Raw genomic sequence first — 25,047 nt, 5'->3', positions numbered from 1 at the left:
CTCAGCCTTTTACCGCGCCTGCTGTCATGCCGGTGATGATCTGCCGGCTGGCAAAGAGCGTAAAGATGATCGGCGGGATCGCCAACAACATGCCAGTGGCCATGATCACACCCCATTCCACGTTAAACTCGCTCATGTTGTTCACGATAAGGATGGGCACGGTTTTGGTGTTCCTGTCGCTCAGGGCTGAGGCCAGAAGGTATTCGTTCCATGCAATGCGGAAAGTAAAGATCGCGGCTGCGGCAAGGCCGGGTTTGATCAAGGGCAGGACCACTTTGAAAAAGACCTGGAACGGGCCAGCACCGTCTACCCGCGCGGCCTCTTCCAAGGAACGTGGGACCTGCACAATGAAGCTTTGCAAAATCCAGATGACAAAAGGCAGGTTCATCGCGACATAGATGATGATGATGCCCGAATGCGTGCCAGCCAAACAGACGTCCCCCCGCCCCCCAAAGGTGTCGCGGATCGCACCGCCGATCAAACCATCGCGGTCGAGGCAAAATTCATTGTTCCACAGCCCAAAGACCGGCACCAGCAGCACCGCTGGCGGGACCATGCGGACCATGAGCGTAGTGACAGAGACGGTATCGCGGCCCATAAAGCGGAACCGCACCAGCGCATAGGCGGCCATGGATCCGATGACGAGCGTCAGGGCCGTAGAGACCAGCGCGATGATCAGCGAGTTCTTGAAGGCCCCGCCGAATTTTAGCGCGCAGAAATCAAGGTGTTCAGGTTCATACCACAAGACATCGCAAAGGGCGGTTTCGTAGTTCTGGATCGTTGGCAGAAAGATCAGGCCAGACGTGCCTGAGATAATGTCCACGTCCAGCTTGAACGAGTTCACGAACATCAAGATCACAGGGCCCACGGACATAAAGACCAACAGCGCTATGACGGCAAAAAAAGCGGGGCTGTTCTTTTGGGATGGCGCGCTCATCAGCTGTCCTCCTCTGCGGCCATGCGGACACGGGCCGCACGGGCCTCTTGCCATTTGTTGAAAGCAAACATCGCAACCGTCAGCAGCATGAGCAGTATCAGCAGGTAGTTTGACATCGCGGCCGCCACACCCAGCTCACGGAATTCCGTTGCGGTGCGTGAGATGCGCAGCGCCAGGATTTCCGTGCTCAGACCCGGCCCGCCCTCTGTCAGAACCAGGATAACCTCCAGCACCTTGAAGGCATCAATCAAACGCAGAAGCGCGGTGACGATCAGCACCGGCATCATCAAGGGCAGCTTGATATGCACGATTTGCTGCCAGGGGTGGCACCATCAATGCGCGCGGCCTCAAGCGCGGAACGCGGCAGTGATTGCAGCGCGGCCAGCGACAGAATGAAGATGAAGGGCGTCCACTGCCAGATATCAGCGATGATGACCGAGGCCAGCGCATGTTGGCCCAGCCAATCCACGTCCGGCAGGCCCAGCCATTCCAGCGTTCGGTTAAATGTCCCGACCGTTGGGTGGTACATGTACCGCCACATCAGACCCACCACCACGGGTGCAATCATCATCGGCAGGATGAACATGGTGCGCAGCAATGACATGCCGCGGATGTCTCGATCCAACAGCAGGGCCAGGCCGACGCCCAGCACCATTTCGATGGAGACGCAAAAGAATGCAAAGCGCAGCGTGACGCCAAGGCTTTCGCGAAAGTTTGGATCGTTCCAGAGGGTGACATAGTTTTTCAGCCCAACGAACTCAGCCTCACCAATGGTTTGGCTTGGATCCCAGGCGCGAAAAGACCCCCAGATCATGTAGCCCAAAGGATAGATCAGGGCGATGGCCATGATGATCGCGGCCGGGGCCATGAACATGTAAGGCGAAAGCCTATTGACGCGCGACGTGAACATGAGGGCGATCCGTGTTGTGTGTCAGGTGCGCATGTGCTGCGCACCTTAAGGTATCAAATGGTTGGGGTGGGTACGCAGAACGCACCCACCCCATTGGTCTTACTGCCAGGTGTAATAACCGGCTTCTTCCATCACAGCTTTGGTGCGCTCAGCCACACCGTCCAGCGCGGTCTGGATGTCCAGATCTTCGGTCAGAACCTTAGACAGGGTTGTGCCCAGATCCGCGTTGATCTTACCCCAAACCGGGATGATCGGACGCCAGTCAGGGTCAGCATACTGCAGCGCTTCGCCAAAGGTCGCCATGTGCGGGAACTTTGCGTTCACGTCCGCATCCGCGTGGGTTGAGAACCGCGATGGGTTGCCACCGGCGAGCGCCACCAGCTTGTCCCCTTGCTTGGAGGTCAGCCACTGCATCAGCAGGAACGCGGCTTCTTTGTTTTCAGCATTGGCTGGGATGCCGATGCCAAAGCCTCCTGTTTGTGAGCCGCGGCGCACGCCCTCAGGGTGCAGCGCCCAACCGACGTTGCCCAGCACCTCTGGTGCGGCGCGGTCAGGGTCAAGCGTTTGACCGGACACCACAGTGGTATCGAGGAACATGGCGGTATCGCCTGCAAGGAAGGCTCCCAGCGCCTCGCCAAAGCCAAAGTTCGTGGCACCTTCCGGCCCGCAATCAACGATCTGCTTGAGCGCCTCTGCTGCGGCAACGCCTTCGGCGCTGTTCATCGTCGGGTTCCACTGGTCATCAAAGATGCGCCCGCCCAGCGGTGCCAGATGCAGCAGGAACGCGTGCGATGCGTGGTGGCCGGATGCCGCACGAGAAGCGACACCGCCCATGCCTGGCTCCAACTGTGGGATCTGGCAGGCCAGCTCCAGCAGCTGGTCATAGGTTTGCGGCACTTCAAGACCGTGCTTTTCAAAGATGTCCTTGCGGTAGCCCAGCACAGACGTCTCAGACCCGTATGGGATCCCAAAGAGCGAGCCGGTCTTGCCTTCCAGATACCCCTTTGCACCACCGGCAAAGCCGATGTTGTAAACATAGCCGTCGATCAGATCGTCGGCGTCATAGCTGGGGTCGGCCAGCTTTGGGTTCATGAAATACTTGGCAAGGTTTTCCAGTTGGTCCGCATAGACATAGTCAGCCTTTGAGAAAACCACATAGGCGATCAGGTCATATTCCCCTTCATCCTGCCCCAGCTCAAGGGTTTGGCGTTCCCGCATCTTGAGGTAGGGCAGCTGGTCCACTTCGACCTCAATGCCGGTTTCCTTGGTGAATTCCGGCAGGATTTGCATCACGGCATTGTAGTGCGGGTGCGCGGGGAAGTTCACGATCAGCGTGGTCCCCTCGTATTCGGCATAAGGATCGGCCATCGCCGTTCCGGCCATCAACGCTGTTGCCAGCGTGGCAGTCTTGAGTGATTTGAGCATTATTGCTTCCTCCCTTAGAAACCTTTGGCGTCAGAGCGCCTGTTCACTTGTCTTGTCGAATAAATGCATGCGCGGGGTGTTAACCTCGAACTGCAATGTCTCTCCGAGCGCCATGGGCGTTTCAGAGTTCATCTCCACGGTGACCTTTTGGCTGCCGCAGGTGCACATCAGCACCGATTGCGCGCCGACGTACTCGGACACCATGACATTAAGCGTCAGTGCGGCATCCGCTGCGGCATCCGGGTTAAAACTCAGATCCGAGGGACGGATACCAAGGATGACATCGCGCCCGCTGTGCACGCGCGCTGTTGCCGCCCGCTCCTCTGACAGGCGCAACGAAAAGCCATCGCCCTTGATGCGGATAACGCCGTCCGTCTCTTCGATTTGTCCGTCAAGGAAATTCATCGGCGGCATACCAAGAAAGCCCGCGACAAACTTGTTGACCGGGCGTTTGAACAGCTCTTCGGGGCTGCCCTGTTGCTGGATATGCCCACCGTTCATGACCACGATCCGGTCCGCCAGCGTCATCGCTTCAATCTGGTCGTGCGTGACGTAGATCATGTTCTTTTCAACACGCTGGCTCATTAACGCCAGTTCGGCGCGCATCTGCCCCCGCAGCTTGGCATCAAGGTTTGAGAGCGGCTCATCAAAAAGGAAAATCCCGCTGTCTTTGGCCAAGGCGCGCGCCATCGCAACACGCTGACGCTGACCGCCAGACAAGGCACCGGGTTTGCGATCCAGAAAATCGGTCAACCCCACCATGTCCGCCACTTCGCGGACCTTTGCGTCAATCTCAGATTTGGGGCGCTTTTGAAGCCGCAGAGCAAAAGAGATGTTCTGGGCCACGTTCATATGCGGATAGAGCGCATAATCCTGAAAGACCATCGCCAGGTCGCGATCCTTGGGCTCAAGATGCTTTACGGGCCTTTCGCCGATATAGATTTCGCCCTCAGACACATCTTCCAACCCTGCGATCATGCGCAGCGTTGTGGATTTCCCGCAGCCAGACGGCCCGACAAGAACGGTGAACTCATTGTCCGCCATCTCAAGGCCAATGCCGTGCAAAACCTCGACCGCGCCATAGCGCTTCACCATCCGTTCCAAGCGAATTTGCGGCATTGATTCCGTTCCTCCCGTTCGCCTCACTATTTTGTATACAAAGTTAAAAGTAAATATGCAAAATTGCCTTTGGTTCCTTTTCAATGTAACGTCAGGCGACAGAAAGGATCTAAACCATGGCCACGATCGCCCGATTGTCGACAGGAAAGCGCATAGAAGCCGCGCTGACAGAAGAGATCGCCGCAGGCGAGCTTGCCCCCGGCACCCGGCTGGATGAAGCCAGCCTGGCGGCAAGGTTTGACGCCTCTCGCACACCGGTGCGCGAAGCACTTGGCCGCCTGACTGCGCAAGGCATCCTGGTAGAGGGCGCAAAACGTGGCGTGTTTGTTGCCGAATACAGCCGCGAAGAACTGGCGCAGATCTTTGAAGCGATGCACGAAATCGAAGCCGCTTGCGCCCGCATTGCCGCCCAGCGCCTTAATTTACTATCGAAAACGGAGATTGAGACGGCGCAATCTGCCTGCATCGCAGCCGCCCAAGCAGGTGACCGCGCTGCATATCTGCGCGCGAACGAAGCCTTTCACATGGCGATCTACCGCGCGACGGGAAACCCCCATATGGCGGAAATCGCCTCTGAATTCCGGCAACGCACGGGTCCGTTTCGCGCCAAGAAGTTCGCCACCAAAGAAGACCTCATTGCCTCTGCTGAAAGCCACCAGGAGCTGATCAATGATATCTTCAGCGAAGATCTCGTCCCAAGCGTCGTCTGGTATGCGCGACCATATGGCGACCAGTTTTTTGCAGGCGCTGAAGGCAAATTAGGCCAGCGCCGCAAATCAACCCTTGCCAATGTGTGCGGTTTGATATTTTTGTATACAAAAGTGAATCGCACCGGGAGGACCTCAGTATGGGCGTTGCAGAAACCAAGATTTATCCAATCAACACCGGTTGGCTGGAGGCGGATCTGGGCACCTATATCTTTTGGAAAGGTCCGGCGGGCAAAAAGTACTGGAACCCGGTCTATTGCCACTACGTCGACACAGGTGAACATAAGATCCTCATCGACACCGGCCTGCCTGATGAAGAGCGCGCCAGCAAATATCACCACAAATGTGAAAAACGCGGCTGTCTTGAGGTGCATGAACACCTGCAGCAGAAGCTTGGCGTACATCCCGACGAGATTGACGCCATCGTCTTTACGCACCTGCACTGGGATCATGTGCAGAACATGAAGCAGTTCAAGAACGCCCGCTACATTGCCCCTAAGGCCGAGATTGAGATGGCCTATAACCCCCTGCCCCTCTACTACCGCACGTATGAGGCCAACATCGGCGTCGAACAGGCCTATGCGGGCTGCGTGTTCGAAGCAGTTGAGGATGAATGCGAGGTCTTGCCGGGGATCACGATGTTCCACACGCCTGGCCATTCCGTTGGCCACATGTGCGTGACGGTGGCGACCGCTATGGGCGACATTGTCGTTGCAGGGGACGCCATTTTCGTTGAGCGCAACCTGGAGCCGAACCCGGCTGAGGCCTGGCGCTATTGGGTGCCCGCGCGGTTTGTGAATTCCTACGAAGGCTGGAAATCCGTCGAAGAGATCGACAAGCGCGCCGATTACGTTCTGCCCTGCCACGACGAAGCGGCGAACGCGCGCTCGGACGTATATCCTTACGAAGGGATGCCGCTGCGCAAACGCCGCCAGAGCATTCCGGGGTTCAAGTTCTACTTTGGTGACATGCCAGACGGATCCGTGGCCAAAGCGGCTGACGCCATGAAGCGGGATGAGGTTGAGGCCTATCTTGCCAGCCTGACTGACCCCAAGGACATGGCCGAATACTAGGTCTATGACGCAACCGATCGACAGTCTGCTGACAATTGCCAAAGGCTATGACGCGATTGTCTTTGACCAATGGGGGGTTCTGCACAATGGGCAGACCGCCTACCCCCACGCCGTCGATTGCCTGAACCGCCTGCAGGGCCAGGGCACGGTGATGGCCGTGCTGTCCAACTCAGGAAAACGGGCCGCGCCCAATGCCGCGCGCATCGCGTCCATGGGATTTGAGGCGGGCCATTTTGACGTGGTGATGTCCAGCGGTGAGGCACTTTGGCAAGAAATCCAACAAGGGTTGGTCCCAAAGCACCGTTTCTTTCCGATTGAGCGTAGCCCCGGCGATGCCGCGATCTGGGCCGAGGGGCTCGATTTGCCGCTCAGCGATACCCTGTCAGACGCGGAGGCGATACTGTTGATGGGGCTGCCTGATGGCAGCGCCTTTGCGCAATGGGAGGCCATGCTGGATGAGGCCCTCTCCCGCGGTGTGCCGATGTATTGCACGAACCCCGACAAGGCGAGCCCACGGGGCGACAGCTATGTCATATCGCCGGGTGTTCTGGCCGCGTCATTTGAAGACAGGGGTGGCAAGGTTCGGTTTTACGGCAAGCCGCACCGCCCCATCTTTGATGCGCTCAGCGTGCGCCTTGGGGCCGGTCGGGTGCTGATGGTGGGTGACAGTCTGGAACATGACATTGCGGGCGCACAAACTATCGGCTGGGACAGCCTGCTGATCCAAGGCGGGCTTTATGCGCAGGAATTTGCATTGGGCGCGGCAGCGGATGTTCTGGCCGCTCTTTTACATGAAAAGGGCGTGCGCGCCCCAACCTACCGGATGGAGTTGTTGGCATGACTGCGGCTGATCTTTTATCGCGCGACTTTCGTGCCCTGTCGGCGCGTTTGGGCCAAGACCCGTTGCAGGTCCAAGGCCCGGGGGAAACACATCCATCAAAGATGGGCGGGTGATGTGGATCAAAGCCTCCGGTACAGAGTTGGCGGACGCCAATGACAAAGACATTTTCGTCGCAGTGGACCGCATCGCCGCTCTTGCCGAGGCGCGTGAAGAAGCAGGGGATGGCAGTTGCAAATCAACCGTCCTTGACCCGTCCCTGTCGCTGCGGCCGTCGATTGAGACAACGTTTCACGCAGCCCTTGAGTGGCCTGTGGTGGTGCATACCCATTCTGTTGCCACACTCACCCACGCCATAAGCCCCGAAGGGCGCAACATTGCGGACGAAAAGCTTGCCGGTTTGCCGTTTGTGCAGGTGCCTTATGCCAAACCTGGCCTGCCTTTGACGCGTGAGATCCTGGCCAGGATCCAGCCCGACACGCAGGTGATTGTGCTGCAAAATCACGGTCTGATCTGCTGCGGAGAGACTGTCGCGGCAGTAAGCGAACTGATTGCGGACGTCGAGAACCGTCTGGCCTTGCCGCCCGCTGAGACCGCCGCCCCTAACGTGTCTGCGGAGCCTCCTGAGGGGTTTGAATGGGCCAGCGCCACTTGGTTGGCGCGCAACGCGCGCGCGCAAGAGGCTGCGTTGTCAGGGACGTATTATCCCGACCACGTTGTCTTTTTGGGTCCTGCCTTGCCCGTTACGAATTACGACGGTGCCCGCCCGGTTATTCTTGTGCCGGGGCAAGGGGTTCTGTTGCGCAAGGGGGCGACATCTTCGCAGATCGCGATGTTGCAGTGTTTGTCAGATGTGCTGGCACGCCTTCCAGATCATTGGAGCCTGGAGGCGATTGGCCCTGAGGCAGAGGCAGAGCTGCTGGATTGGGACGCTGAGAAATACCGCCAGGCCTTGGCGGCCCGCAGCTGATGTTTTCGCTTGGCATAGATGTGGGCACCTCCGGTGTGCGCAGCGCCGTCGTAGAAGGCACAACTTTGATATCACAGGCGCGGGCCTCCTACCCGCCGCAGAACCCCGACGGGATTGATGCCACCAAGTGGTGGACCGCTGTTGAGGGCTGTCTGAACGCGCAAGTTGGCGCGCTTGTGGCCGCAGGGCACGATCCCAAGGACATCACAGGCATCGCCGTTGACGGCACATCGGGCAGCATGGTGCTTGTGGATGCAGGTCTGGTGCCGGTGGGCCCGGCCTTGATGTATAACTCCAAGGGTTTCGACGCAGAGGCGGAAAAGATCGCGCGCTTTGTCTCTGGCCCGCATATCACAAAGGGGAGCAATTCAGCACTGGCCCGCGCCATGCGGCTGATCAGCTTTGCAGAAGCCACACCGCAGCATTTGCTGCATCAGGCGGATTTCATCGCATCAAAGCTGTGTGGGCATGCGGCCGGGTCTGATTTCAACAACGCGCTGAAAACCGGCTTTGACCCTGAGCGCAATGCTTGGCCAGACTGGTGTGATCAGGTGATCGCGCCGTCGCTCTTGCCCGTCATCGCAGCCCCCGGCACGCCCGTTGGAACGCTTGCGCCCGCCCTGGCAGAGCGCTTGGGGCTTTCTGCCAAAACACGCATCCATGCGGGCACCACAGATAGCATCGCCGCATTTCTTGCAGCCTCTCCCATTGTGCTTGGCAGCGCGGTGACGTCTTTGGGATCCACCTTGGCCGTGAAGCTTTTGTCCGACACCAGGATCGACGACCCAGAGATCGGGCTCTATTCCCACCGTCTTGGGGCGTATTGGCTTGTGGGCGGGGCCTCTAACACCGGGGGCGCTGTGCTGCGCGCCTTCTTTGATGACGTAGCACTTGCGCAGCTTAGTGCGCAGATCGATCCAAGCGTCGAAAGCGATCTGGACTATTACCCCCTGCTGTCGCCTGGGGAGCGGTTTCCGGTCAATGACCCGGCACTTCCCCCCGGCTTGATCCGCGCCCCGCAGATGACGCCGCATTCCTGCATGGGCTTTTTGAAAGCATCGCCCGCATCGAGGCACGGTGTTACCAAAAATGCATGCCAGCGGAGCGGTGATGCCTACTCAGGTGCTGACCGCCGGTGGCGGGGCGAAAAACCCCGTCTGGCGCAGTATTCGCGCCCGGCACCTCGGGATGGCACCCGCCATCGCACAACATGACGACGCCGCCTATGGGGTCGCGATGCTGGCGAAGAGCGCGCGGCCGTGAGCGGCGGAGGACCGGCGGCGGAACGAAAACCGTCGAGGTTTTGGCACCAGTCCCCCACCCAAGGCACTGGCTTTGCCGTCGTCTTTCGACAGGTTGTCCCATTAAACCTTCCATAAATTTCAACCACCTGAGCAGGCAAACCCGCATCAGTGCAGCCAAATTCTGTCGGTTCAGACTTCCATTTCTCAAAGTTGTCACGCAATACTCCACCCGATTGCACACTTAATTTGATCGCTCCCAATTTTAGGCCCAAGCAATGTATCGGATCGCCCTCCTCGGAATACTCCTTGTCGTCATCTCGCCGCTCTTGCTCTATTTTAGCGGGGGCCTTGGGGTGGGCTTGGATCCATTGGGCGGCGAAACGCCTCCTGATCTGGGAAACGATCCGAGCTTTCCGAGTGATGGGTTTCAAGACATCAATAATCCTCCACCAGTCTCACCCGTTGGCTACGCTCTTGAAAGGCTCGCCGTGTTCACACCCATTCTCGGCTTTATCGCCACAGCAATGGGCGTTGTCCTTGGCTGGAGAAAAGACCGCCGCGAAGTTCTTCGGGCTGAGCTGGAGAACAAAGAGTTACGGCTTAGAATACAGCGGCTTGAAACAGGGAGCTGAGCTTTGGCGCGCTCTCACGCTTCGCAATCGCCCTGGTCAAAGAAGCGTCTGTTGATCACGCGTCATCCTGACCATCACGCGACGGCCTAGGCCCACTTCGCCGCCTGTTCCCAGACCCGCTTCCGGGCTGCGCGCAACGAAGCCGCTTTTGTACATGACTACACGGAGCTTCAAACACTCCAGCGCGGCTTTCGCTTTGAATTCCGGCGAATGGGTCTTCTGTTTCGGCATCCCTGATCTCCTTCTCGTCAAAGATCAGCTGACAACAATCGTAGCTGACGTCAGTGGCCGCATTTGGAGGAAGTCACTCAAACCAATACAGTTGCTTGAAACCATCTCAACTGACGCCGCACATAGTTTGGGCAGATCGTTGAGACTGTACCGGTTTGTTTTGGGTGGTGAAGCGGAGGGCTCCGCTTCAACCTTTCTCTTGCTAGTGGCCACTTTGCAATCGACGCAGTCCAATCTGACGTTGTTGCCACCGTAATCAGATCGGTTTCGAATTGCTGCGCAGCCCCTGCAACCTTACACGCTTTCGCGCGATAGCTTCAGGACGACATCATTGCGACCGGGACCATTGATGTTCACGGTTCCTCCGCCCTTGCTCCAGAAATCCCTGCTAAACGGATCATTGCCGTCCCATTTGGTGTAACCTCTGTCACTGTCGGACATGTTCTTTTGCTGCCGCTCCCCGCTGAAAGAAGGAGGCTTGCGATCTGCGTCAGGTGACATGGTGACCGGTATCACACCATGATCGCCGGACCGAACCATAAACGTCAGATGAGGGCTTGCGGACTCGATCGTGAGAACCTGTGTCTGGCCTCTTGAATTGTATTCCATTTCGAAGTCGCGGGTTTCGGCTGTCTTCTGGTCTTTCCCCCAAGTGCGCGTTTCGATTTCATCGAATAGTACCTTGCGCGATGGGATATCCCCGTGCTCTGCCGAATACGCGAGGCGCGACCAGCTCCTACCGCCGTTGCTTACATAAAACCCCTCGAGCCCTTTGTTGGCATCACTGACGTTATACTCAGGCATTTCGAACTGAACGGTATACTTGTAAGTTGGTCCTGATGGCACCGCCCCCGCTGATGCATCGTCGTCCGGGTCTCGCTTCTTTGCGATTTCTGCAATGAAGTCCTTGTAGGGCGGTAATTGAGCGGCGGCTCTACGCGTCGCGCGGTTCAGATCGCGGCGGCTATCCACGTATTCGTCAAACACGCGGTCCGCGTCATTGGTCACATCATCTGCTTCGCGCCGCAAGGCAGCCAAATCATCTAGAGCTTGACCAAGTTCTCGCGCTTGACGATTTGCGTTCCCGCCTTGGGCGTAGTTCAGATAGGCATCTTGAAGCATAGGGTAAGTGATTGTTGTTAAGCCTAATCCGGCGGCTGCAGCGCCTAAATAGGTTCGCAGTTCTGCAAAGGTGCCAGCCCCTTGCGCCACGGCGCCAATCGTGGCGACAGCGCCCATCGCTGTCAGACCCACGCCCACAGGCGTCGCAATCTGCCGAAGCGGATCTCTTTCCCTGCGCGCGACTTCCCGTTTCGCAATATCTCTTGTGACCTCCAGCGCACCTCCTACGGCATCCATGTGATCTGTCAGAAAGTCCCGAAGGGTCTCGCGATCCTCCGCATCAAACCGCCTGAAGTTGTTCTCGCCGCCAGCTTGACGAACGTCGTTATCAATTTCTTGGGTCAACTCCCGAATTCGGGCGTATCCCTGCCGTTGGCCAAAGGCCTGAATGTAGCTGTTTCGGTTCCCAGAAGGGCCACCATCCGCGATGTCTTCCAACGCATTTTCATGCGCAACTTTGATCCTTGCGATTAAGTTCTGGAAGCGATCGGATGTCCTGGCGTCGACAGTTTGACCGTCCACCTGGATATCTGCGGTGTCCCTGGCCCGTTCTTTGAACGCGTCTTCAAACGCCGATCCGTCAGCAGGTACGCCATCTGCGGCCAATTGCAATCGGGATCCAGCATCGCCTGTGGCAACGTTGATGCCCGCATCCTTTGCACGGGCGGCGAGCACCTCGCCCACCTCTTCTTTGGCGACACTATCTGCAAGATCCGCTTTCTGACCACGGGCCAGGACAACGGTGTCATTACCCGCAGCGTCGCGGTAGTAGGCCCCGTCCACACCTTTTGGCAGGGCGTTCTTTTTGGAGCCGTCCGCGATGTTCGCCGGGTCGGTCTTGCGCATGGTCTTGACGTCGATGTCCTGCAGACCATCCGCGCCGAGTTCTTTGGCAAAGAAGTCGTCGAGCGTCTTGTTCTCCGCCTTTGTCCGGTCCGCGCGCCCGCTACCGGTGAGCGCATAGGCCAGGGCGTCGCGTCCTTCCCGCGTTTCTGCTTTCGCGCGGAAGGCGTCTTTTGCCATGCCGGTCAATTCCTTAGCTTTGGCATCATCGAGTTTCAGGTTATTCGGTTTGTCAGAACCGCTGGTTCCTGCAGCGGATATGTCGCCAGCTTCATAGCGGACATTCACATCAGGGCGCGTCGCAAGGGCCATCCGCGCGCCAACGCCGCCGTCTGCGACATTCACACCAGCTTCCTTGGCCTGTTTGCCCATGACATCGCCAACACCAACAAGCGCGCTTGTCTGGCGAACGTCGTTCCCCATCTTGCTGTTAAGAACGATGCTCTCTTGACCACCTTTTCCGGGCACAGATGACCCAACCACGCCTTCACCCAGCGTCTGCAGGACAACACGTCCAGACGCTGCGCTCGCATCTGTCGTGCTCGATGCTGCTTTCCCATCGATTTTCTGCACGCCAGAGGACGCGACCTGATCCAGGTAGTTTGCAACAGCTTTCTGTTGCTTTGGGTCCAATTCCGCTGGGCTCTTGCCCGTCAACGCCTCGGACAAAGCCGCACGTCCCAATTCGCTCTGAGCGGTTGATTTGTACGTTGCAGAGGCATCGGCGATCGCTTGCCGTGCGGAGACGTTGTCACCCACACTTGGCACAGTTTCCACGTTGGACATCAGCCGGCTGACATCGACATCGTCCGTCTTGTGGCTGCTTCGTGCCGGATCAACGCCGCTTTGCTCAGCCGTTACGCTGTCCTGGCGGCCAGAAGCGCCCGTTTTGTCGGCTTGAGACTGACGATCAACGCCATCCTGACGCCCACCGGCCTGCCCTTTCTGATTGGCCGCACTGCCGTTGTCGCCTTCGGTTTTGCTCTGCGATTTGTTGTCCTGATCGTCAGAAAGCGCCTTTTTGCGCTGAGGCTTCTCGGCACTGTCTTCGGTCATTAACTTTGAGAAGTTTTTCTCATTGCCCGCATCTTCAACTCGAGATTTACCGTTGCGCGATGCTTCTGCGCTTTGGTCGATAGCTTTCATCATTTCCTCGTTAAATATGAATCCCGAGACTGCTGTCCGTTGATCCAACTAGGCGAGTCAACAAATTGCCATAATTTCGCCATTTTTTTGCCACAATTGGAAACGGTGCTTTCTAGTGCATCGGATTAGGGTTCCAAATCGACCTAGTGGCAAAGCATGGCTGTCGGACGTTTTTCGAATCTCTCGGAGGTCACGGTCTGGCATCTGCGCCAAACCCACCAAGGCTACGTCAACGAGTGCTAGCTTGAATTGTCTCGCCAAGACCCTTCCAAAACATCTGACAAGCGTTCTGAGTAGGATTTGGCTTCACCTTGCTTTTGCGACAGCGCTTGCCTGATGAAACTCCCATAGGTTTTGCCTGGATGGGCAGGTGCACGATGGTTGCCAAAGTCCGTACCAGAGCGGCAGATGGCGTATCGAATGTGAGACGGAGCAAGACCCTTCGAACGGTAAAGTCGAAGGGAATTCAGCGGCTTGCCAGAAATTTTGGGTGCAGATGAGAGGGCAAAGCTCGAACCAAACCTGCCTCAAGTAGCCGAAGGCGGTAGGCCATTTGAAAATGGTGCGGTCGGAGCGCAGCAAACTCGCATATCATGATGTTCCACAGCGCTCCATTAACACAATAAAATCAGATGCCTAGATTAAGTCAGTGCGTCAACGTGTTCCACGCTGTACCATTACATGTCAATTTGGAAGGTGGATATTAGAGTGGATCAATTTGGCTAGAGAACTGAACAAACGTTCAGACGCGTTCGTCAAATTGGCGATGCCTGGAAAGTATGCTGACGGCGGTGGCTTGTGGCTACACAAACGCCCTGATGGTGGCGCGCAGTGGTTCTTGCGGGTGACTGTCCATGGGCGACGCAGGGAGATGGGATTGGGGTCTCTTCCTTATGTCTCCTTGAAGGAAGCACGGCTGAATGCGGACATGTGGCGTGCGGATCAGCCCCACCTAAGTGGTCCAGCTTGAGTGTTAGTGCATAATTGGCCCGGGTTCCATCGGGACGATGGTTTCCGGGGCCGGTGGGCGGTAGCCCAAGGCACTATGTGGTCGTTTGGTGTTGTAGTGTTTCCTCCATTCTTCGATCAAAATTTGCGCCTCTCGCAAGCTGTAGAAGACCTCCCCGTTTAATAGCTCGTCCCGCAGCCTTGCATTGAAGCTTTCACAGTACCCATTTTCCCAAGGAGATCCCGGCTCGATGTAAGCGGTCTTAGCACCAACGGCTGCAATCCAATCTCGAACGGCCTTAGCTATGAACTCTGGGCCGTTGTCTGATCGGATGTAGGCTGGCACGCCACGCAGGATGAACAGGTCCGTCAACGCGTCGATCACCTCGGTCGAGTTCAGGTTGCGCTTCACTCGGATCGCCAGGCATTCCCGGCTGTGCTCATCCAGGATGTTCAGAGTCCTGAATGCCTTCCCTTCATCAGTTCGATGGTGCACAAAATCATACGACCACACATGGTTGCGATACTCAGGCCTAAGCCGGATGCGCGAGCCGTCGTTCAGCCAGAGCCGTCCTTTCTTTGGCTGTTTCATTGGCACTTTAAGCCCTTCACGCCGCCACAGACGTTCGACACGCTTGTCGTTCACAAGCCATCCGGCGTCTCTGAGTAAAGCTGCGATCCGGCGATAACCATACCGACCATACTGGCGGGTCAGTTCGATCATATCAGACACCAGACGCTCCTCGTCAGCGCGCCCGACTGGCAAACGCCTCTGTGTTGATCGGTGCTGCCCCAAGAGGCGGCAGGCGCGACGCTCTGAGATGTGGAACTGGCTTCGCACATGGTCGATACAGGCACGACGACGTGAAGGGCTCAGTAGTTTCCCCGTGCAGCCTCCGATAGGATCAGCTTATCCAGCGTCAAGTCCGACACAGCTCGCCTCAGCCTCTCGTTCTCCTTCTGAAGCCGCTTTAGTTCCTTCAGTTGGTCGGTTCCCATACCACCATATTGCTTACGCCAGCGATAGAATGTCTGTTCTGTTATCTGCACCTGGCGAATGGCATCCACGCGTGGCGTTCCCTGTCCGCAAAGCACCTCAACCTGCCGTAACTTCGTGACAATCTCTTCCGGCTTGTGTCGCTTGATTCCCATCTATGATCCTCCGTTTCCTAACTATAGGGGCGGACCACTTCAGTGGGGGAGGATCAATGACGCGGATATCCAAAACCTGTACCGCGACTTTGCCGATGCGTTTAATAACCCCGGTAGCCTTGCAGATTTTGCAGCAAACTCGTTGGTTGACGACACGCTTTATGCGGCGGTCTTCATTCCTGGCGGCCACGGCGCGATGCTTGGTTTGCCTGATAATGCTGATCTGGGCAAAGTGCTGCATTGGGCGCACAACACCGGCCTTCATACCCTTGCGCTTTGCCATGGGCCTGCTGCGCTTTTGGCTGCTAAAAATGAGGCTGGTTTCTTGTATGACGGCTATAAGATCACCGTCTTCCCTGATGCAGTGGACAAGCAAACGCCGATGATCGGATATTTACCCGGACCGATGCTGTGGTGGGTTTGCGAAAAACTGAACGCATTAGGCGTGCAAACAATCAACAAAAAAGCTGACAGTTCGACACATGTTGACCGCCGGCTCGTGACAGGTGCAAGCCCCCAGGCTGCGAATAGCTTTGGTAGGTTGGCCGCAACGACTTTGCTGAAGCGTACGGAAGCAAGTTCTTAGGTCGAGTCGGCACGAATAGAAGAGCGGTGCAATAGCATTTGCAACTCGAACCCATTTGAATTGAAACGCCGTTCTAAGCTAGGCGGCTTTTCAAGAGGTCACCAGACTTTAGCAAAATGGGGTGACCGACCATCGAGAATGCTGCGTTGATTTGCTTTAACGCGCGAAGCGTTTCTTGATGGATGTTGCTCGTTTCTATGCTCTCGGACAGCCCCTCTCGAAGGCGACCAATGTGGCTGCGCTGTAGTTTTTGCTCGACCTTGCGCACTTTTTCTTTGGCGGCCACCAGCTCGCGCGCTTCGGCCGGGTTTTGGTTCATCATCACATTCAGGGCGAGCTGCACATTGCTTTGAACGCGGTCCGCAAAATCACGGATTTCTTCGCGGCCTTGGGGAGAGAATTGAACGTTTTGCAGATCCAGACGCTTGGCGAGTTCCAGCATGATCCGTGCGATGGTATCGGACGCAGAATCCAGATTGGATGCAATCGAGGCAAGTTCCATCGACCGGCGGCTCAGGTCTTCGTCCAAACCCTTTTGCCCAAGGCGGGCTAGATAGAGTTTGAGCTCAAGGTGGGTCTGTTTGATGGCTTTGTCTTGATTGCTGATCAAGCTGGCGGTGGCGGCATTCCACTGGTCATAAAGGGGTTCGACCGTGATCAGCATCTGTTCAATCTTTTGGCCCATCCCCAAAAGCTCTCGCGCTGCACAGTCAATGGCCCGGCCAGGACGGTCCAGCAAAGCAGGGTCCAGGGCGCTGGCTTGCTCCAGCCCGCCAGGCTGATCGGGTTTTTCAGGCATGAAATATGACACCACGGCCGTAATCAGCCCGACGAATGGCAGTGCCACGAGCGCTAAGCCGACGTTAAACGCGAGGTGCAAATTGATCGCTTGCCGCGCAGGCGTCGTACCAAGCCAGGATAACAGGTCGGGCATCACGGCAATCAAGGGGAGCACCAATGCGGCACCGCCACCCCGGAGGATCAGATTGGCCACAACCATGCGTCGCGACGCGATTGGCGCAGAATAGGTGAGAACATATGCAATAACCCCCCGCCCAAATTGGCCCCGAGGATCATGGCGGCGGCGGCAGGGGGTGGAAGGATGGATTGTCCTGCAAATGTGACAAACAGCAAAACGGCCGCGACGCTTGAGTGGACGCCCCAAGCAAACACAGCGCCAATCACGAAACCGGTCAGTACATCGCCGCCCAGATAGGCCATGACGGCCTGCGTGCCGGGATGGGATATCATCGGTTCGGTGGCACTTCGGATCATATCCAGCGACACAAAAATCAGGGCAAGCCCGATCATGATGCGCCCGATTTGCCGCGTGTTGCTGCCTTCGCCGCGCAGAAACACGGTGACCCCGATCAGCAGCAGCAAAGGGATCAGCAGAGGCTGACGCACCATCAAAAGCTGCGTAACCACTGCCGACCCGACATCGGCCCCCAACAAGATCGCCAGCCCTGTCGCCGCTCCCAACCCTCCTTTTGAGACAAAGTTGGACACCAAAACGGCGACAGCTGTCGCGCTCTGCAAAAGCACTGCCGCGCCCATGCCTGTCCCCGCCGCCAGTAACCGGTTCTTGGCGGAATGACGCAACCAGCTGCGCATAGGTGCTGCAAATCCACGCTCGACGCCGGTGCGCACAAGGCGCACGGCCCAAATCAACAGCGCCGCAGCGCCTGCGATTTGTATGACGATTTGAAGGGCGTGCGGTTCACTCACCGGTCATGCTCTCCCGCTGATCAAGAGGTCTTGAATGGAAAGGGACCGTCACCGTCATCGGGGCCGATGCGGATCGACTGAAAGCCCCCATCCCATCGGTGCAGCAGGCATCCGTCCTCTTGGGTGTGAAACCCAACCGGCGCATCAGGCCGCCGGTCGAAGGCAAAGGTGCTGTTGGGTGATGGTGCAGAGATCGCGACATGGCCTGCGATTGTCTGTATCATCATGGCGTGGATATGCCCGCACACAATGCGAAGCTCACCCACATAGCCGCGGACGGCATCGGAGAAATCCTGTTGATTGGTCAGGCCGATGTCATCCATGAACTTGATCCCACATGGAAAAGGTGGGTGATGCAACGCCAACAAAACTGGTGCACCATCTGCGCGGACCAATGCGGCACGCAGGAAGGTCAGAGTTCCAAAGGTTAGGGTTCCGTGCTTTTGGCCCTCGACCAGTGTGTCCAGGCCGATCAGGTGAATCTCGCCGGTCCTGTGATCCCAGTTGATGGGGCCCGCGTTCGGGATGCTATCAGCAAAGACTGCACGCATCGGCGCGCGCGCATCATGATTACCGGGGATGACATGCAGCGGCACCTCCAGAGGAGCGATCAGTTTTCTGAAGTGGTCATAGCTTTGCGCACTGCCATCATCGCTGAGATCACCGCTTACAAGTACAGCATCAAGCCCCCCGATCTGGTGACGAATTGCGCCGATCCGGGTTACCAGGCGATCCAGTGCATCTGCGGTGTCGAGCCGACCCCCGACACGCCCACCTGGTGCCACGATATGCGTGTCAGAGATTTGCAGGACTGTTGTCATTTGATCCCAGCACGCAGGAAGGCTTGAACAAATTGACGTTGGAAGATCAGAAAAGCGATCAGCAAGGGCGCGACTGACATCAGCGTTGCGGCAGAGATGACACTGATATCCACACCGTTTTCAGGCGCGCCGAAGATCGACAAACCGACTGTCAAAGGCCGCGTTTCCGGTGAGTTGGTGACGATCAATGGCCACAGGAAATTGTTCCAGTGGGTTGAGACCGATACCAGCGCGTAGGCCAGATATGTGGGCTTTGCCAAGGGCACATAGACCCGCCACAGAATGCCCAGCAATCCACAGCCCTCAATCCGCGCAGCCTCGTGCAGCTCAATGGGGACGCCCTTAAATGACTGGCGCATCAAGAATATTCCAAACGCGCTGGCCATGTAGGGCATACCGACGCCAAGGATCGTATCAAACAGCCCAAGCCGCGAAACCATCGCATAGTTTTCGACGATCAACACTTCGGGCAGGATAAAGAGCTGCATCAGCACCAAAATGAACACGAAGTCCTTTCCTGGAAACCGTAGCTGCGCAAAGGCAAAGCCCGCCAGAGTGGTCAGAAAGAACTGTCCGATCAGGATGACGGTCACCAGCAGAAACGTATTGATGAAATACTTCAGCCATGGCGCGCCCTCCCAAGCGGCACGAAAATTATCCAGCGTCCAGGGAGAGAACAGGTTCAGATTGACCGCGTCCGACGTGGAATGTGTCGCGGCCCAAAAGGCGAACAGCAGGGGGAAATCCAGATGATCGCCAAAAGGATCGCGCCAAAGCTGTCCATGAATTTGGTCAGGCTCTTCATTGGTAGTGCGTCCTTCTATCGAGATAGAGGAACTGCACAGCCGCGACGATCCCCAGCACCGCAATAACCATCATCGTCATAGCCGCCGCACTTGGCGCATCAAAGAAGGCGAATGCCATCTCGTAGATGTAATAGAGAATGAGTTTGGAGGCATCTGACGGCCCGCCCTTGGTCAAAATGAACAAATGGTCGATCAGTTTGACGGAGTTGATCATAGCATTCACAGCGATGAACAGAGTTGTGGGCATAAGCAGTGGCAACACGATCCGGCGGGTATAGGTCCAGCGGCTAGCCCCTTCGATATCGGCGGCTTCCTTCAGATCCGCTGGTATCGTTTGCAGAGCTGCGAGGTAGAAGATCATGAAAAACCCCGCCTCTTTCCAGATGGTGACGATGATGATCGCCCAAAGCGCCGTTTCCGGCTGGCCCAGCCAGTTGACGGACGGCAGGCCGAACAGGCTGCCGATCTGGTCCAGCACCCCCAAGCCGGGCGTATAAAAGAACAGCCACAGGTTTGCGGCGGCGATCATCGGCAAAACAGTTGGTGTGAAATAGGCTGTGCGGACAAAGCCACGGGCGCGGATTTTTCCATTGGCCCAAAGCGCCATGGACAACGCGATAAAGATCGACACAGGGATGGTGATGCCTGCGTAAAGCAGGTTGTTCTTGACCACGATCCAGAAGGTCGGATCGGCAAAAAGATCGGCGTAGTTTTCGGTGCCGACAAATTCGGTAGGTTTGCGGCGGGTGCCGCGGGAAAACAGGCTCGACCAGAGGGTCGCGACGGACGGATAGAACGCAAACAGCGTCAGCAAAACAGCAGCAGGCGACAGCAACAGCCAGCCATAAATAGCCTGTCTTCGGCGTTCAAGATTGGCGTGGGCTGACATGGCACGTCTCCGCTGCGTGGAAAAGTCGGGCCGACGCACGTGGCGCCGGCCATAACAGTATCGTTACTGGTAGTCTTTGAGCAGACGCTTCGCGGCGGCTTGTGCCTCGGCCAGTGCTTCGGCTGGTTCTTTCGCGCCGGTCAAAGCGGACTGGATCGCATTGTTCAGACCATCACGCACGCGTGCTGTCTCGAAGGTCGAGAATTCGGCCACAGCGTTTTCCAGTTGGTTACGCGCCACCAAGGCAGGCGGGAATTCGGCGACATATGCCTGAAGCGCCTCTGTCTCATAGGCTGCGGGTGACACGCCCATGTAGCCAGTGCCGATGGACCATGCGGCTGCCTGATCAGGTGCAGTCATGAACTGGATCAGCTTCATTGCAGCGGCGCGCTCCTCGTCAGACGTATCTTTGAAGAGGTAGAAGTTGCCGCCACCCGTTGGGGAGCCTTTACGTACATTGGCGGGCAATTCGGCTACGCCGAAGTCAAAACTCGCGCCTTTCTTCACCGCAGTCAGGTTGCCGGTTGAATGCCACATCATCGCGGTTTGACCCTCAAGGAACGCCTGACGCAACGTGCCCCACTCAACGGTACCTGTGGGCATGATGCCATGCTCAGCCGAAAGCGATTTCCAGAACTCCAGTGTTTCCACGACCGTGGGATCGTCGAAATAGGTGGTCAGACCGTCATTAGACATGACCTCTTTGCCATTCTGGATCGCGAGCGCCTGGAACATCCAATAGGGATATCCTGTGGAGGGGATCATCAGGCCGTAGGTGTCGCCCTGGGTCAGGGCTTTGCCCATCGAGATCATTTCGTCCCAAGTCGTTGGCGGTGCTTCTGGATCAAGGCCTGCTGCGCGGAACAGGTCTTTGTTGTAATAGGCCACGATCGTGGAACGCTGAAACGGGATGCCCCATGTCTGGCCTTCGATCTTACCATTGGCCATGAGCGCGGGATAGAACCCGTTCAACCATTCCTTGTCCGCATCCGTTGTTGCGACCTCCTCGAACGGGATAACCAATTCCTGTTCGATCAGGTCATAGGCATCGATGGAAAACATCACCGCCAATTGGGCAGGCTCACCAGAGGCAAGTGCGGACAAGGCCCGCACGCGCGTGTCATCGTAGTTGCCCGAATAGATGGCGTTCACCTTGATGTCCGGGTTCGCGGCTTCAAAGTCTGCAACGATGCCGTCGACTACTTCGGTCAAGGCACCCCCGACCGCAATCGGGTAGTACATTGTCAGTTCGGTTTCAGCACTTGCCGGAGCGGTCAGGCCAACCGCCATCGCAGTGGCCAGCCCCAATCCAGTTGTCGAAAATAGTTTCATCTCTCTCTCCCTTGGTTTTCGTTGGTTGTTTTGTCAGCCGGTGATTTTCACCCAGCCAGTCGTTGACCCGCAGCGTCAAAGACGTGCAGGTTTTCATCATGAAAGGTAATTTCGATTTCGCTGCCATCGGCCATCATCGAAAGACCCGGCTTGAGGACGCAAAGCCCTGCAGCGCCTGCATGATCCAGACCAATCAGCGTCTCTGCCCCCAGAAACTCACTTTCATTGACAGTGCAGCGCATCCGCCCTTCGCCCTTTGGCACAATCTGGATGTTCTCGGCTCTGATCCCGATTGTCTTGTCATCGCCAAACCCGTCCAGAACGGACGACTGCAACAAAGCCATGGGCGGCGCGCCGACAAACTCGGCAACAAAGGTGTTGTTGGGCCTGCTGTACAAATCCTCGGGCGCACCAACCTGCTGGATATGCCCGTCTTTCATCAGCACAACCGTGTCGGCCATGCTCATCGCTTCTGTCTGGTCGTGGGTTACATAGACAACCGTGATGCCCAGATCGCGTTGCAGTTTCTTTATGTCCTTACGCACGGCATTTCGCAATTTGGCATCAAGGTTAGACAGCGGTTCATCCATCAGACACAGGCGTTGACCCGCCACGATGGCGCGGGCCAAGGCGACACGCTGGCGCTGACCGCCTGACAATTCGCCTGGTTTGCGATCCTCAAGCCCAAGTAGGCCGGTGATTTCCAAAGCGCGGCGCAGCTTTTCGAGCCGCTCTTTTTGGGGACGCGCCGGACCTTCAGGCCAAACATGACATTTTCGGCAACCGACAGATGCGGAAAAAGTGCGTAGGACTGAAACACCATCGACAAGTTCCGGTCCGATGCCGCACTTGTCGTCACGTCCTTGCCATCGATCAGGATCTTGCCCTCGTCGGGCAGTTCCAATCCCGCTAACAGACGAAGCGTCGTTGATTTCCCGCACCCCGACGGACCCAGAAGGGCGGTAAAGCTACCCTCGGGAATATCCAGCGTGATGCCTTCAACGCCTAACTGGCCATTCCAACGCTTTGCTACGCCGTCGAGCTTCACAAACGGTGTTGTTGTCATGTTGCATGTCCTTCAGCCACCAGCAGGCGATCTTTGATATTGTCCAGCAATGGCGCAAATTGCGCCCCCGGCCGTCGGTCGATGATGATCCGGTCCATGTCCGCAATATTGCCGCCCAACGCGGGGGCCTGACGCCCGAACTTTGAGCCGTCGATCACAAGGAGTGATTGTTTGGCATTTTCACAAATCTTTTGTGTCGCGCTGACTTCAGTTGTGTGAAACTCCAGCAATCCGCCGTCTTCCGCGATCCCGGCAGCGCCAAACACCGCGAAATCCGCACGGAACCGTCCAAAAAAATCCAGCACTTCGTTGCCCAGAATGTCACGATCCGGCAAACGCACCTCACCACCGGGCAGGATGATCCGGTTTGAGATATCCTCGCTCAACGCCATCGCGGCACTCAGGTTGTTTGTGATGACGGTGAGCCCTTTCCTGCGGCGCAACGCCTGCGCAACGCTCAGCGGCGTGGATCCTATGGAAATAAACAAGGTGGCACCGTCAGGGATCATCTCTGCGGCGGCCTCTCCGATGGCGCGCTTGCCCATCAGGTTCGTGCCAGCACGTTGATCGAAGGGCGTGTTGAGAAATTCTTCACTCAGCTCGATGCGGCCGTGGACACGGTGCAGCATGTCGCCTTCGCAAAGAGTGTCTACGTCTCGCCGGATTGTCTGCATGGACACATTGAACCGGTCAGCCAATGACCCAATGGTCACAGCACCCTGTTCAAGCACCAAAGCCGAGATCGCTTCGCGTCGTCTCTGTTTTTTTGATGACATTCCGCCCCCAAGACCCTGAGTCTCTCGCAAGGTTAATCCGCGCAAAACAACAAAACAACATTTTATTTGCACGACTTAGTCAGCGCCCCCCAAGATACCCGCCTTCGGGCCTAAAAATGAGCCATGATGCGCCAAAAGCGCTGGCGAAATATGTTGTTTTGTTGTTTTTGCTTTCGCTTGCGAAATATTTCTCTAAGGTGTTCCCCAAGCGGGCGATCAGAAAGCGAAATGGGGAAGCATGCTGACAACGCAGTCGATTTTTGATCGTTACGAAGAAGTGCGGGCACGGTTTCCAAATGTTGTTGCCCGCGAAGCCTCGCTTGGGATCTCGTCATTGCTGGACATCGCCGATCAGGTTGATGCCTTTGTTTTTGACGCATTTGGCGTATTGAATGTGGGCGAAACGATGATCCCCGGTGCAGATTTGCGGCTGGATCAGCTGCGGGCACGAGGTTGCGCAATTCGCATCCTCACCAATGCCGCCAGCTATGACAGAGAGGGTGCAATTGCGAAATTCAAACGCCTTGGATTGCGCGTGGAGGATGACGAAATCATCACTAGCAGGGAAGCTGCCCTTCAAAACCTGACCGAAGGGCATTGGGGCGTTATCGCCGCCGACAATGACTCGCTGAACGATCTGCCTAGCAGCGTTACGCGCCTGAAAGACAATGCTGACGACTATGACAAGGTCGAACAATTCCTATTCCTATCGACAGCTGACTGGGCACCCTCGCGTCAGGACTTGCTGGTGTCAGCGATGCAGCAGCACCCGCGAAAAGTATTGATCGCAAACGCAGATCTGGCCGCACCTCGCGATGATGGATTCTCCGTTGAGCCGGGGCACTATGGCCACCAGATTGCTGACCAATTCCCTGGCCATGTCCACTTCTTTGGAAAACCATTCCCCGAAGTCTATGACTTGATCGAAGCGTCACTGGCTTCGCTTAAACCTGACCGGATAGCGATGTGCGGCGACACTCTTCATACGGATATTTTGGGCGCTGCGGCACGCGGCTGGCGCACGGTATTGGTCACGCAAGATGGCTTGTTCGCGGGCTACGAAACGCAGCCATTTTCAGAGCAAGCGCACCTTTTTGCAGATTGGCACCTCAGCCGAATCTGATCGAGCGGATTTCAAGTTGTTTGTGTGTCGAAGGTTGAGTCTGTTGATGAGTTCCCACCTGCCCAGACGGGCAGCGCAACATCCTGTGGTACACTGTGCCGGTCAGCGTTGGGTTGTCGCTTTGGGGGGGGAAGGACAAAACTCGAGAAGCCGAAAATAGCCTCTGGCAATCGACGAAGCGTACGACAAAACTCATCGTATGCATCGTTGATCGATCTCATGTTTTCCCGAGCCACTTTCATAACCACAATGCCTACTGCGTCAAAAGTTGGAACGATGACGCCATTCCTTCCGTTTGCAAAGCAAAAGTTACCATCATCTGTCTTGAACGTCTGCACCCTCGAGCTTTAGGGTTTGACTTCGCATCCGCAGCGAACTTCCGCTTCCCGCCCTCTTTGATGATTGCTACGCCAACAAGTGAGTTCGCATTGCGCTCTAAACTTGCATTCACGCCACTCCGGTGTCTGGAAGCTTTATCCGCATAACTAAATTCAGTGCTTAGTACGAAAGGTTGCCGGTGCTCGCCTCATTTACCGTTGACCGCTGTAGTAGCATACTGTGTTGCGGGTGAATAAGGCAGTCTTCCATGGACCAAACATCACTACACAAACCGTTGTCCAAGA

General features: G+C 56.7%; 20 protein-coding genes and 5 pseudogenes. 10 read left to right on the top strand and 15 right to left on the bottom strand.

The annotated features are described in order from the left end of the window. Nucleotide 1: 1 nt before the first annotated feature. From ACZ1HM_RS08440 to ACZ1HM_RS08420, 5 genes are all read right to left on the bottom strand, one after another. Nucleotides 2-937, bottom strand: coding sequence for a carbohydrate ABC transporter permease (locus ACZ1HM_RS08440; RefSeq protein ID WP_472742376.1), 936 nt, complete (start codon nucleotides 935-937; stop codon nucleotides 2-4). Beyond that, complete coding sequence (locus tag ACZ1HM_RS08435; protein WP_472742375.1) at nucleotides 937-1,245, bottom strand: hypothetical protein; 309 nt, start codon at nucleotides 1,243-1,245, stop codon at nucleotides 937-939. Before ACZ1HM_RS08435 ends, ACZ1HM_RS08440 begins: the two co-directional genes overlap by 1 nt. Then, nucleotides 1,224-1,847 (bottom strand): carbohydrate ABC transporter permease, encoded by a 624-nt coding sequence (locus tag ACZ1HM_RS08430; RefSeq protein ID WP_472742374.1) that lies wholly within the window; start codon nucleotides 1,845-1,847, stop codon nucleotides 1,224-1,226. The genes ACZ1HM_RS08435 and ACZ1HM_RS08430 overlap by 22 nt, the downstream gene beginning before the upstream one ends. 99 nt (nucleotides 1,848-1,946) lie before the next feature. Beyond that, nucleotides 1,947-3,272, bottom strand: a complete 1,326-nt coding sequence (locus tag ACZ1HM_RS08425; RefSeq protein ID WP_472742373.1) for an extracellular solute-binding protein — start codon at nucleotides 3,270-3,272, stop codon at nucleotides 1,947-1,949. A 30-nt stretch (nucleotides 3,273-3,302) separates the two neighbouring features. Next, complete coding sequence (locus tag ACZ1HM_RS08420; RefSeq protein ID WP_472742372.1) at nucleotides 3,303-4,391, bottom strand: ABC transporter ATP-binding protein; 1,089 nt, start codon at nucleotides 4,389-4,391, stop codon at nucleotides 3,303-3,305. A gap of 116 nt (nucleotides 4,392-4,507) precedes the next feature. On the opposite strand from ACZ1HM_RS08420, the pseudogene ACZ1HM_RS08415 reads away from it, so the two are divergent. The 7 genes and pseudogenes from ACZ1HM_RS08415 to ACZ1HM_RS08385 all read left to right on the top strand — a co-directional run. After that, a pseudogene (locus tag ACZ1HM_RS08415) lies at nucleotides 4,508-5,020 on the top strand (GntR family transcriptional regulator); the annotation flags it as partial. Between the two features lie 218 nt (nucleotides 5,021-5,238). After that, complete coding sequence (locus tag ACZ1HM_RS08410; RefSeq protein WP_472742371.1) at nucleotides 5,239-6,171, top strand: N-acyl homoserine lactonase family protein; 933 nt, start codon at nucleotides 5,239-5,241, stop codon at nucleotides 6,169-6,171. 4 nt (nucleotides 6,172-6,175) lie between these two features. Then, nucleotides 6,176-7,012, top strand: coding sequence for a TIGR01459 family HAD-type hydrolase (locus tag ACZ1HM_RS08405; RefSeq protein WP_472742370.1), 837 nt, complete (start codon nucleotides 6,176-6,178; stop codon nucleotides 7,010-7,012). A 112-nt stretch (nucleotides 7,013-7,124) separates the two neighbouring features. Further along, a complete protein-coding gene (locus tag ACZ1HM_RS08400) occupies nucleotides 7,125-7,979 on the top strand; it encodes a class II aldolase/adducin family protein (protein ID WP_472744585.1) in 855 nt (284 codons plus the stop codon). After that, nucleotides 7,979-8,614 (top strand): annotated as a pseudogene (locus tag ACZ1HM_RS08395) (FGGY-family carbohydrate kinase); the annotation flags it as partial. The gene ACZ1HM_RS08400 and the pseudogene ACZ1HM_RS08395, both read left to right, overlap by 1 nt. Before the next feature lie 454 nt (nucleotides 8,615-9,068). Next, nucleotides 9,069-9,242 carry an FGGY-family carbohydrate kinase gene (locus ACZ1HM_RS08390; protein ID WP_472742369.1) on the top strand — a complete coding sequence of 58 codons (174 nt, stop codon included), beginning with the start codon at nucleotides 9,069-9,071 and terminating at the stop codon, nucleotides 9,240-9,242. Nucleotides 9,243-9,498: 256 nt separating this feature from the next. Then, entirely contained in the window at nucleotides 9,499-9,855 is a 357-nt protein-coding gene (locus tag ACZ1HM_RS08385; RefSeq protein WP_472742368.1) for a hypothetical protein, read from the top strand. 36 nt (nucleotides 9,856-9,891) lie between these two features. Here ACZ1HM_RS08385 and ACZ1HM_RS08380 read toward each other — a convergent pair whose 3' ends face one another. Together ACZ1HM_RS08380 and ACZ1HM_RS08375 are read right to left on the bottom strand one after the other, a co-directional pair. Beyond that, nucleotides 9,892-10,086: a hypothetical protein gene (locus ACZ1HM_RS08380; protein WP_472742367.1), complete on the bottom strand. Its 195-nt coding sequence runs from the start codon at nucleotides 10,084-10,086 to the stop codon at nucleotides 9,892-9,894. A 294-nt stretch (nucleotides 10,087-10,380) separates the two neighbouring features. Further along, nucleotides 10,381-13,245 carry a hypothetical protein gene (locus ACZ1HM_RS08375; RefSeq protein ID WP_472742366.1) on the bottom strand — a complete coding sequence of 955 codons (2,865 nt, stop codon included), beginning with the start codon at nucleotides 13,243-13,245 and terminating at the stop codon, nucleotides 10,381-10,383. A 718-nt stretch (nucleotides 13,246-13,963) separates the two neighbouring features. Between ACZ1HM_RS08375 and ACZ1HM_RS08370 the strand changes: the two genes are divergently transcribed. Next, nucleotides 13,964-14,167: an Arm DNA-binding domain-containing protein gene (locus ACZ1HM_RS08370; protein ID WP_472744584.1), complete on the top strand. Its 204-nt coding sequence runs from the start codon at nucleotides 13,964-13,966 to the stop codon at nucleotides 14,165-14,167. A 3-nt stretch (nucleotides 14,168-14,170) separates the two neighbouring features. Here ACZ1HM_RS08370 and ACZ1HM_RS08365 read toward each other — a convergent pair. Then, nucleotides 14,171-15,297, bottom strand: a protein-coding gene (locus ACZ1HM_RS08365) for an IS3 family transposase (RefSeq protein ID WP_472742365.1) whose coding sequence is annotated in 2 segments (ribosomal slippage) — nucleotides 14,171-15,033 and nucleotides 15,033-15,297 — 1,128 coding nt in all. Because the reading frame shifts where the segments join, the coding sequence is not laid out codon by codon here. Here ACZ1HM_RS08365 and ACZ1HM_RS08360 point away from each other — a divergent pair. Beyond that, nucleotides 15,287-15,883, top strand: coding sequence for a DJ-1/PfpI family protein (locus ACZ1HM_RS08360; protein ID WP_472742364.1), 597 nt, complete (start codon nucleotides 15,287-15,289; stop codon nucleotides 15,881-15,883). The genes ACZ1HM_RS08365 and ACZ1HM_RS08360 overlap by 11 nt on opposite strands. 73 nt (nucleotides 15,884-15,956) lie before the next feature. Here the strand turns inward: ACZ1HM_RS08360 and ACZ1HM_RS08355 are convergent. The 7 genes and pseudogenes from ACZ1HM_RS08355 to ACZ1HM_RS08325 all read right to left on the bottom strand — a co-directional run bounded on the left by ACZ1HM_RS08355 (nucleotide 15,957) and on the right by ACZ1HM_RS08325 (nucleotide 23,301). Then, nucleotides 15,957-17,611, bottom strand: a pseudogene (locus ACZ1HM_RS08355) (Na/Pi cotransporter family protein). 20 nt (nucleotides 17,612-17,631) lie between these two features. Beyond that, nucleotides 17,632-18,432, bottom strand: a complete 801-nt coding sequence (locus ACZ1HM_RS08350) for a phosphodiesterase (protein WP_472742363.1) — start codon at nucleotides 18,430-18,432, stop codon at nucleotides 17,632-17,634. Next, nucleotides 18,429-19,237: pseudogene (locus ACZ1HM_RS08345) on the bottom strand (carbohydrate ABC transporter permease). The gene ACZ1HM_RS08350 and the pseudogene ACZ1HM_RS08345 overlap by 4 nt, the downstream one beginning before the upstream one ends. After that, the gene (locus ACZ1HM_RS08340; protein ID WP_472742362.1) at nucleotides 19,234-20,127 is read right to left on the bottom strand and encodes a carbohydrate ABC transporter permease; all 894 of its coding nucleotides are present in this window, start codon (nucleotides 20,125-20,127) and stop codon (nucleotides 19,234-19,236) included. Before ACZ1HM_RS08340 ends, ACZ1HM_RS08345 begins: the two are co-directional and overlap by 4 nt. A gap of 63 nt (nucleotides 20,128-20,190) precedes the next feature. Further along, a complete protein-coding gene (locus ACZ1HM_RS08335) occupies nucleotides 20,191-21,459 on the bottom strand; it encodes an ABC transporter substrate-binding protein (protein WP_472742361.1) in 1,269 nt (422 codons plus the stop codon). Between the two features lie 47 nt (nucleotides 21,460-21,506). Then, a pseudogene (locus ACZ1HM_RS08330) lies at nucleotides 21,507-22,525 on the bottom strand (ABC transporter ATP-binding protein). Beyond that, complete coding sequence (locus tag ACZ1HM_RS08325) at nucleotides 22,522-23,301, bottom strand: DeoR/GlpR family DNA-binding transcription regulator (protein WP_472742360.1); 780 nt, start codon at nucleotides 23,299-23,301, stop codon at nucleotides 22,522-22,524. Before ACZ1HM_RS08325 ends, ACZ1HM_RS08330 begins: the two are co-directional and overlap by 4 nt. Nucleotides 23,302-23,539: 238 nt before the next feature. On the opposite strand from ACZ1HM_RS08325, the gene ACZ1HM_RS08320 reads away from it, so the two are divergent. Then, the gene (locus tag ACZ1HM_RS08320) at nucleotides 23,540-24,424 is read left to right on the top strand and encodes an HAD-IIA family hydrolase (protein WP_472742359.1); all 885 of its coding nucleotides are present in this window, start codon (nucleotides 23,540-23,542) and stop codon (nucleotides 24,422-24,424) included. Nucleotides 24,425-25,047: the final 623 nt, after the last annotated feature.

It is taken from the genome of Sulfitobacter sp. GN1-4 (genome assembly GCF_055693825.1).
Note: the sequence above shows the minus strand (reverse complement) of the source record. Positions and strands in the feature narration are given on the sequence as shown.